Source organism: Calothrix sp. CBUCES-K 9914, from assembly GCF_059640475.1.
This window is the reverse complement of record NZ_JBXXZH010000496.1, coordinates 1-2,615: the sequence shown is the minus strand read 5'-3', so window position 1 is coordinate 2,615 and position 2,615 is coordinate 1. Positions and strand designations below refer to the sequence as shown.

The window sequence follows — 2,615 nt, the reverse complement described above, 5'->3', positions numbered from 1 at the left end:
ATAAACTCTGCTGTTAGGGAAACTCTTTTTAGGGAAGGCAAGCCTCGCTACTTAGGTGATATGTCTTGGCGCGCGGTTATCAAATGCGACCAACAGCTACTAAATAGCAGTGAAATGGGATTTGTCAAAAGTGATAGAGAATTTATGTACCTGCTAAACGTTGGTAATGGTCATCTTTCTTGGCTATATCGGCAGCTATCACCAGATTTTTCCCTTTCTGCTTCTTCAGATGCAGCAAAATCTCAGGTTTTGAGTAAAATAGCCCACTGGGGAAAACCCTTACGACAGCTTGTAGAGATGACACCAGCCGAGCGAATATTGGAAGCACCCATTTGTGACAGACTACCCTTAGAAACTTGGAGTCAAAGTAGAGTTACTTTACTAGGTGATGCTGCACATGCAATGGCGCCAGCTTTAGCACAGGGAACAAATAGTACTTTTGAAGATGTTTGTGAGCTAGCGTGGTGTTTTGCTCACTATAAAAATATATCAGAAGCCTTGACTAATTACGAACGGCGCCGTATCGAGCGCACAAAAATCATCCAAGCTCGCAGTGCAGAAGGAGAAATGGATTACTATAAAAAAGAAGAAGAAAAATCACCTTCTTTGGTACTGCAACAGCTACAAATAAGCAATGAAGAATTTCAAGACTGGATTTTGAGCTACCAACCACCAATTATTTGAAAATTTATATATAGCAGCATAGGGTTAAAACCCATATGCTAATAGCTTAAGTCCATTAAAATGGACTGAATATAAATGTAATATTAATAACATTTTCTTATAAAATTAGTAATTAATACGTAGATGTGCAAGCGTCCTTTGCGGTTATTTATTCTTAGAAGATGTTTTACAAGTGTCTTTAATTATCATGAATACTACAATAAAGCATTTTAGTATAATGACTTACTTAGAAATAGCTTTTTTCCTTTTATATCAAGGCTTGAATTACCCCTCATCTGTAAAAATAAGCGAACGCCCAGTAATAACTGCACAGGCGAGACGCTTATGCTACAACTCATCAAAATTAACTTTGTGCCCCTCTCCGATGCGGAGAGGGGTTGGGGAGAGGTCACACAACAGCAGCTTCAGGAACGGCGCCCTGCATCTTATCAAAAGCATCAATAAGGGTTTGCAACTGCTGGTCAGCTTTCGTTGCAGCCAAACCGCGTACAGTAACCTTACCAACAGAATAAACAAAGCGACTGCGTAAATTTTCAGCTAAGTTTGCTGCCAACAAATTCCACGCAGGTTCCTCCATAGGAGTTTCAAGAACAACATGCTGCTTATTCTCAGGTTTAATACGGCTAAACCCAAGATTTTTAGCTAGCTGTTTAAGTTCCATAACCTTTAGTAACTGCAAAGCAGGTTTAGGAATAGTTCCATAACGGTCATTCCATTCTGCAGCAATTTGTGTTAATTCATATTTAGACCTAGCTGCTGCAACATAACGGTACGCGCTCATCTTTTGGTCTAAATCAGTTATAAAATCAGCAGGAATAAACGCCGTGAGACTAAGATCAATTTGTGTATCATCAACCTTGGGTATTTCTTGACCGCGTATTTCACGGATAGCTTCTTCGAGCATTTCCATGTACAAATCAAAGCCAATAACATCCATTTGTCCAGACTGTTCGGCGCCCAACAAATTCCCTACACCTCTAATTTCCATATCACGCATTGCCAACTGATACCCAGAACCCAACTGCGTAAACTCCTGAATAGCGCGTAACCTTTGACGTGCTGCATCAGACAACGCGCGTTGCTGAGGATAAAATAGCCATGCGTGCGCTTGAATACCCGCGCGTCCCACCCGTCCACGTAACTGATAAAGCTGTGCTAAACCAAAACGGTGAGCATCTTCGATCAAAATAGTATTAACGCGCGGAATATCCAAACCCGATTCAATAATAGTCGTACATACAAGAATATCAGCGTCACCGTTGCTAAAAGTAAGCATCGTTGACTCCAACTCACTTTCGTCCATTTGCCCGTGAGCTATTGCAATTCTTGCCCCAGGCACCATCTCGCGTAGTTTCGAGGCAGTTTCTTCAATACCCTCAACACGTGGAACTACGTAGAAAATCTGTCCACCTCTGTCAAGTTCTTGACGAATCGCAGACCGTACAGATTCAGCAGTACGCGGCGCCAAATGGGTTTTAATCGGTCTTCGAGAAGGAGGTGGAGTAGTAATCAAACTCATTTCCCGAATTCCCGAAAGTGACATATATAACGTTCGGGGGATAGGCGTTGCAGAAAGCGTTAAAACGTCAACCTGAGTTTTTAGACTCTTGATTTTCTCTTTTTGATTAACCCCAAACCTTTGTTCCTCATCTACCACCAAAAGCCCTAAATCTTTAACAGCAATTTCTTTACTCAATAGTTGGTGTGTCCCAACTACAATATCAAGTTCCCCTGTTGCCAAACGCTTAATAATATCACGACGTTCGGCACCACTGCGAAAACGGTTGAGTAAACCAACATTTATCGGATAAGGTGCAAAGCGTTCCTTGAGAGTATGGTAGTGCTGCTGCGTCAAAATAGTAGTAGGCGCCAAAAGAGCCACTTGTTTGCCAGCGGTGACAGCTTTAAAAATCGCGCGGATAGCAACCTCA

2 protein-coding genes are annotated in these 2,615 nt (G+C 41.8%); one reads left to right on the top strand and one right to left on the bottom strand.

The window, feature by feature from the left end; genetic code table 11:
- Window positions 1-684, top strand: a 684-nt coding sequence (locus tag AC2JBO_RS44420) for an FAD-dependent monooxygenase (RefSeq protein WP_496959997.1), incomplete at its 5' end; no start/stop codon positions are given.
- Between the two features lie 388 nt (window positions 685-1,072).
- Here AC2JBO_RS44420 and AC2JBO_RS44415 read toward each other — a convergent pair.
- Window positions 1,073-2,615: helicase-related protein (locus tag AC2JBO_RS44415; protein WP_496959996.1), on the bottom strand; the 1,543-nt coding region annotated here is incomplete at its 5' end.